This window comes from Arthrobacter sp. P1_B4 (genome assembly GCF_056406555.1).
On sequence record NZ_JBFTZW010000122.1, the window covers coordinates 1 to 6,927 of the forward strand.

At 63.2% G+C, this 6,927-nt stretch carries 4 protein-coding genes; 2 read left to right on the top strand and 2 right to left on the bottom strand.

From position 1 onward, the window contains the following. Positions 1 to 29 precede the first annotated feature (29 nt). Positions 30 to 1,109 carry a TRAP transporter substrate-binding protein gene (locus AC1D1W_RS19195; RefSeq protein WP_243178727.1) on the bottom strand — a complete coding sequence of 360 codons (1,080 nt, stop codon included), beginning with the start codon at positions 1,107 to 1,109 and terminating at the stop codon, positions 30 to 32. Between the two features lie 1,758 nt (positions 1,110 to 2,867). Between AC1D1W_RS19195 and AC1D1W_RS19200 the strand changes: the two genes are divergently transcribed. Next, entirely contained in the window at positions 2,868 to 3,158 is a 291-nt protein-coding gene (locus AC1D1W_RS19200) for a hypothetical protein (protein WP_243178729.1), read from the top strand. Positions 3,159 to 4,428: 1,270 nt separating this feature from the next. Then, complete coding sequence (locus AC1D1W_RS19205; protein ID WP_279294094.1) at positions 4,429 to 5,658, top strand: serine hydrolase; 1,230 nt, start codon at positions 4,429 to 4,431, stop codon at positions 5,656 to 5,658. A gap of 503 nt (positions 5,659 to 6,161) precedes the next feature. On the opposite strand, the gene AC1D1W_RS19210 is transcribed toward AC1D1W_RS19205, so the two are convergent. Beyond that, positions 6,162 to 6,737 carry a flavodoxin domain-containing protein gene (locus AC1D1W_RS19210; protein WP_308197230.1) on the bottom strand — a complete coding sequence of 192 codons (576 nt, stop codon included), beginning with the start codon at positions 6,735 to 6,737 and terminating at the stop codon, positions 6,162 to 6,164. Between the last annotated feature and the right edge of the window lie 190 nt (positions 6,738 to 6,927).

The following is a 6,927-nucleotide window of genomic DNA, read 5'->3' on the forward strand; positions in this document are numbered from 1 at the left end:
CCCTTCGACTCCGGACCAAGTGGCCGCCGCTAGCCGCCGGCGCTGCACGGGGCAATGGATCGGGGCGCAGGTTCGGCCGCGGCCAGATCCTTTATCTTGGCTATGCGGGCTTTGGTATCCGGGTCCGCCTCGAGTTTCGTGTAGACAGGGGCACCGGCAGCTTTGAAGGCGGCAACCTCGGCCGCCGTCGCTACGACCACGGTTCCGCCGTCCTTGCAGAATTTCGCCGCATCGTCCGCCGTCTCGGTCATTGTTTCCACGGCCCACGTGCGGGTGGCTGCCGCCGCGTCTTTCAGGGCCCCCCGCTGACCCTCGCTCAAGGCTTGAAACGACCTCGTGTTGATGACCAGGGAGTTCAACTTGGAGTAGAGGACCATGTTGCCGGTCGCGGTCGTGGCCTTCGGGAGCGACCCGGCCAACGCGAACGACGATTCCGCCGCCACCACCGTTCCCGCGGCCATACCGTCATAGAACTGTTCGCCGACCAGATCGTCCGGAGTGGCACCCATCGTGCTCAGCAGATCGTAGGTCGTATCGGACCGGGGAGCCCGTACTGTTTTTCCTGCAAGATCAGCCGGCGTCAGTACGGGTCCGAAGAAGGAGAAGAGCATTCGCGTGCCTTCTGGGAACAGGGCAAGACCGGACACACCGACCTTGTCCAGCCCTGCAAGCATTTCGTCCGCGACTGCCGGGTCCGACACCTTCGCCATCAGTGCATTGGATGTCACGAGGAATGGCGCATGAAGTGCCGCAAAGGAACTCACCCCTTCGGTGTCCCAGGCCCGGGCCGGAACCAGCCCCATATCGAAATCGCCGCTCACCACTGCGCGCGCCACTGCTTGATCCGGGTCGTCCTTGTCCTCACCCACGGCCTTCCACACCGGTTCGATCAGGACCTTGCCCCCGGAGTGTTCCTTCACGTTGCGGGCGAATTCCTCAATCTGAGCGGCGGCCGGGCGGCCGGGCTCATCATCGGTCGCTATCCGCAGGGTCTTGGTCTGTTCTGCCGCCGGCGGCGGGCTGGCCGTCGTTGCGCTGCATCCCGCTGTGGTCAGAAGTGCTGCTAATCCGAACCCTACAGAAGTCATGAAGTTGAACGGATTTTTCATAACCACGCGCCTTCCGGACGATGAATCAGTGATGCAGACGTTGGGACGGGAGACTGGTGACGCAGCGCAGCTGGAAACGTGCGTGTCCGCAAGCTACGCCCAACGCCGCAGCGAAGCAACAGCGGACGGCAACGCCGGACCGCCGTCCTGTTGCGCAGCGAATCTTCCGCTGTGCTGGCCCAACCGAGGACAGTTCGGGGCCCGTTTAACGGTGTGGACTATCTACACATCACGTATGGCCAGACAATGCGCCACCAGCCTCGCCCCAGGTCCCAGTACACAAGGAATCCGGGGAAAAATCTTCACCAAACCCCCGCGGGTCATGCCAACACCAGCCCCACGGCAGGAAGAGGCGCAAGACCAACCAAGGCCACTGGGACAGGCCAGAAAGGAGGCTCGAATGACCCCACATCCCAGCACGCGGAGGACCTACAGTAAAGGCGCCTGACCCCGCCACCCACAGTGGCGGGCGGAGATGGCAAATCCGTGGGTTAGGTGATCTCCTCGCATGGTGGTGCCGGCTGAGCGGTTACTACTTGGGTATTCGGATCGTACTCTAGGGCCGGCCTTCCGGCCACGATCACTGTAGCGCGCTCCCACGGCCGGTCTTCAAGTAGGAAGGGAATTTCTTGTTCTTCCCACTCCCTGTGCAGGTCTTCTTCTTCCTGGCCATCTCGTTCCAGGAGGCGACGTCGGGCTTCAAAGTTGTCGCACTGCACCCAGATTGAAGCGTCGACTAGGTCGGAGAGAGCTTGGCGTGATGATCCGCTCCCTTCCACCCACACCACGGAACGCCCGGCGGGTAGAGCTATGGCACCTGGACGTTCTCGGGCCACCCAACCCGGCGGACGGTAATGGACTGCCTCGCCTTGGAGCAGAGGTTCGAGGACACCGTCACGGAGTTCATCGGCCCAGTCAAAAAACGAGAGATGCCACGCTACATCGTCCGTGTGAACGACATCTGAGTCCGGCACTCGAGCTAGTAGACGATCGACCAGGGTGGTCTTGCCCGCCCCGCTCCTTCCATCTACCGCTACAACCCAGGGCCGGTTCGGACGTTGTCCTGCTGCCGGCAGCAGCCGCCGCACCAAGCCTTCCAGTGACTCGGCTTGCCACAGTCCCCCATCGGGTTCGCCGACTTCCGGTTTCATATCCATGGTTACCTCGACTTCGATTATCGGTCCCGCCCGAAGCTGCCTGGTATGAAGTCTCGAGAGTTGCTGTGTATAGCGCAAGCTCTTTTCGTGGCTGATGATAGCTGGTGTACTTCAATCTGCGCCGGCCTGCCGTGTTGCGGTGTCCGGCTGATTCGGTGCGATGAACGTCTAGGGTCATTTCCCTGTTGCGGGGAGAGCGCAGTCCCGTAGCGCAGCAACGTGCGCTACTCGCGGACCGGCGGTTCGAAGGCCCATGCTGCCGAGTGCTGAAGGCGGATTGACGCCCAGCGTGTGCGTGGCTCAAGGAGCTCGAACTGGAGAACCAGGAACTGCGCAGCGCAGCGAAAGTGCGATTTTCCCCGTGTCCCCCAAGGTCACCGAGATCCGCATCGAATCCCACAGGCGGGCAATCCGCCGGCACGATGCCGGTGTGGACGACATCCCAGCAGTCAATGTGGTCTCACCAGTGGCCCGTCGGGTCGTCCCGGGAAGACCGCCGAAGGACCAAAAGGCAGCAGGGCTGAGGCATGGATCGGCCGGCATGACGACACGCGCGGCGCAAGTTCCTCTGATTGTCGATAGCCGGTGCCACCATCGAGATATGAGCACTCCAACAGTGGAAGCAGCGATCAATGAGCTCATGGATTGGGAGTGGCACGCAGTCGAGGAGTTACTCGCGAAACGCGGCCTCCTGGGCGATGGACTCCTCGTTGAGGACTACACAGGACTGATGTCATGGCTCGAGTCAGTGACCCGGTACACCGTCGTGCATTCCGCGTCAGTGGCCGTCCTGTTCGTGAACTCCTTCCCGGTCGATGCCATCTCCTTCCACCGCGACCTTCTCGGCTCCGACGATCCGAAGTCGTTCTTCACCCTCATGCCGCGGACGTAGAAGCTCAGCGGCACGCGGACAGGCGCGTCGACTGGCACCTTCGGCCGGTCATGCCGTACAAATGATGGCTATGACGACGACCACCGAAGCGCCGGCCTTTCACGCGACAGACGAAACCGCGACCGCTCAAACCCATCGTGTGGTCTTCTCGGACCCCGACACCGTGACGGCGACAGCGGTACGCGACACTGACACTCGGGGCGCCGCCCAGGCCCCGGTCTTCTCGAGCCCCTACTGATCTCCCCCGCCCGCCATGTCAGAGCTCCGGCCTGCTGACCTTCGCGCGCCTTCCCTGAGCATGGCCAAACCCGTGAACCGAGTCCCGGCCCGGACGTGCTTCCCGGCGGCTCCTGGTACGAGCCCAAGTGGGACGGCTTTCGGGTATCTGCAGTGGTCGCGGAGACGGGCGTGACGCTGTGCCCTGTCAGGGCAAAGACCTGACCCTGTGGCGCCCTGACCTGGCTGCTGCCCTTGCGGAGCACGTCCCGCCCGGGTGCGTGATCGACGGCGAGGCGCTCATCCGGGCGGGCGATGGCCGTTATGACGGCAGGGAGCCGCGGACTGAAAGTCCTCACCGGCCAGGGAGCAGCCATCGACACCACGACCGCTTCCGGGAAGCTGGTCTTCGGGATCTTCGCGGGGCGTGGCCGAGTTCGAACGCGAACTCATCTCAGAACGAACCATCACAGGACCGGCCTCCGCGCGGGCCCGCGGCGGCCGCCCCAACAAGATGACCCCATCCAAGCTCCTCCTCGCGATGGCGTCAATGGGCAAACCCGAAACCAAAGTCAGCGAACTCTGCACCGAACTCGGATCACCCGCCAGACCATCTACCGCCCTGTCTCCCGCACGGGTGAGCTCGCCCGGACGGAGCCAACCTGCTACCGCGGCAGCTGGCAACCCACGGCGACAACCAACGAACGCCGCCTCGGGCCCCATCAGCCACTCTCCCGCCACACCGAAGCGGGACGCTTTATCGAGACCCAGGCGCGCATCAAAGTAACAGCTCAAACGCCTGTGCCAAAGTCTGTAACTGTTCGTTGGGAGTGGCCGTTAAATCACAGCTTGGAATGGGCGATTCGCCGTTCCTTTTGTGGAACCCTTAGCGGCGATCGGCGCTGGGTGCTGAGTTTCGTGGTCATCGGGCGTCGAGACTCCCCTGCCGCTCCAGGCGGGAGGAGATTGCTCTTTCCACTAGTCGGCGGGCTGTGCGGAGGGACTTTACGGGCCCGGCCTATCCACTGGACAGGTTTGAGCGTACAACGATGTCATGGGTGCCCTGGCTGCTTGGTGGCGGACGCGTTTTTGTCCGCTCGGTGCCGCAGTTTTCTCCGCGGCTTTGGTTCTCGCTGTGAGCGGCTGCGTGGGGGCCCCTCCCGGGCCGGCGCCGTCGAGCGTCTTCGCGACCCAGGCAGCGACGGATTCCCTGGAACGCAGGGTCCAGGCAGCGACGGATTCTCTGGAAGGCAGGGTCCAGCACTTCATGGATGGCGGGGCGACGTCCCTTGTTGTGCAGGTGAGATGGCCCGGCGGCGAATGGTCCAAGGCCTACGGGGTGCGAAACCTGGACAGCAAGGAGCCGGCCCGGCCCCAGGACCGGGTATCCGTTGCCAGCATTACGAAGTCGATGGTCGCCGTCTCCGTCCTGAAACTCGTCGACCAGGGACTTATCGGGCTCGATGACCCGGTCAACGGCGTCCTGGAGAGCTTCCGGACCACGCTGCGGCCGCCCGGACCGATCACCGTCCGCCAGTTGCTGAACCACAACTCCGGCATGCCCGATTACGTAGATTCCGAATACACGGCGGGACCACTGAAGCAGGTTGCGAACACACGGCTCAGCATGCAGCGAGGACTCGAACTGGCCGCCATGCTCCCCTGGGAGGCCAAGAATGTGGGCCGCTTTTCTTACTCGAACTCCAATTACCTGGCCCTCGGCCAGCTGATCGAAAAGCTGCGCGGACGGCCCGTCGCCGACGTGCTTAACCAGGACATCTTCGGACCTCTGGGACTTCAGCACACGTCGCTGGCCGAACCGGACCGCGGGGCTCCGGACAACATCCACGCCTACATCATTGATGGCGGCGAACGGGTCGATGTCACCCAGCCCGAGATTTTTGTCGGCTCCCCCGCAGGCGGCGTCATCTCCACCACGCAGGACATAAACACCTTCTACCGGGCCCTCCTCCGCGGCCAGCTTCTTTCCCCCGCCATGCTCGAGGAAATGAAGAAGAAGACCGARTTCTGGGAATACGGACTCGGTCTAGCGCGGTTTCCTGACGCATGTTCCGGCGGCTTCCGCTACGGCCATGCAGGGTACGCATTCGGCTATATGAGTATTTCCATCACGAGCGCCGACGGCGGCAACCAGATCACGATGACCATGGCGCACGCCCCGCTGCCTTGGCAGGACCCTGCAACTGCACGCCGCGCCGACCTGCTCCAGACGCAGATGGAACAGGCCGCCCAGGAAACCCTCGACCGCCTCTGCGGCCAGTGAACAGATTAGGGAGCCAGGCCTGCGTGGAGCTCCCTCCGTTGTGAACGCCGCGACCCTGGCCGAAGCCCGCCCTGCACCCGGGCTTATCCCATCCCGGCAATGCCAGCCCAAACGCCACTCGCGCCGGTCCCGCCACCGCCACGGTCATCGTCCTTACAACAACGCCTGCAGCGCTTGTAGCGGCCGCCATCCTCGGTGAACTCCAGGTGCCAATCATGGCGCATGTTCAACCTGCACAACAGGGTCCTGAGCATGACCCTCTCCGATCTGAGACACGATCCACGCAAACCGCGATCCCTACCCAGCCAACGCAATTTTATGCCCGCACCCTTGTCGCCGCCAGCGAAACTCCCGCAGCACCTCACCTCGTGAACAGTGCCGGCCCCCCGGCTGGTAAATCGCCGCCGGCTTCATTCACAGCATCGATTGGCGGTGGTTCGGCTCCTTAAAGCACGTCCACCCGGCCAGAGGGCCTGGYCGGTAGCTGAACGGTCTGGATCGTATTATCCCGTGATGATGCCCGTAGATGGGGACGAAGCAGGTCTTGTGAGTTGGTCCGTAATCTGGTCCGTCCAGCCGTCGTCCGCCGCCCAGTCCCGGAAGTCTCCGAAACGGCCCCCGACGAGCCGGAACAACATCCGGAGCGGTGCCGGCATCTGGCCGGCCTTGTAGACACCGGAAAAGATCTCGTGGCCGCGAAGCGGAACCTCCTTGACCAGGACTCTGGCTAGACGCTCCTGTTGCAGGGCCGCCCCGCGCTTGCGAAAAGGCCTTGGCAGCGCGTCAGCCATCCCTACGCTGAATGCCCAGACGGGCCGTATGGCCAGCTCTCGGGCATGGCCGTTGAAGAACGGCAAAGCCGGTGGCAACCAGGCCTGGTTGTGGATGGCGCTGCCGACCACAACAGCCTCGGACCGGCACTCGACCTCGCCGCGTGCCACCGCCATACGGGATGCTACATGTTGAGCTATCTCCCGGGTGGACCCAAAAGCGCTTGCATAGGCAACRAGAACAGTCATGGAGCCTCCAGTTTTCCTTTCTCCAGCCTCACGGCACCTGTGCCGCCGCGGACGTGCCATAGGTCCTTTGGTTGGAGGTCACCGCAAGCCGCACAGGTCTGTTTGGAGACTTACATCGGTGTGCGTCATCTCACCCAGACCTCGAGGCTGCATGAACCTGTGTCGGTAGAAATAGGCAACGAGAGGGGTCACCGATGAGCCACGGCATCACACGTACACGGGTGTGTACATTGTGCACGCCACCTTTGGC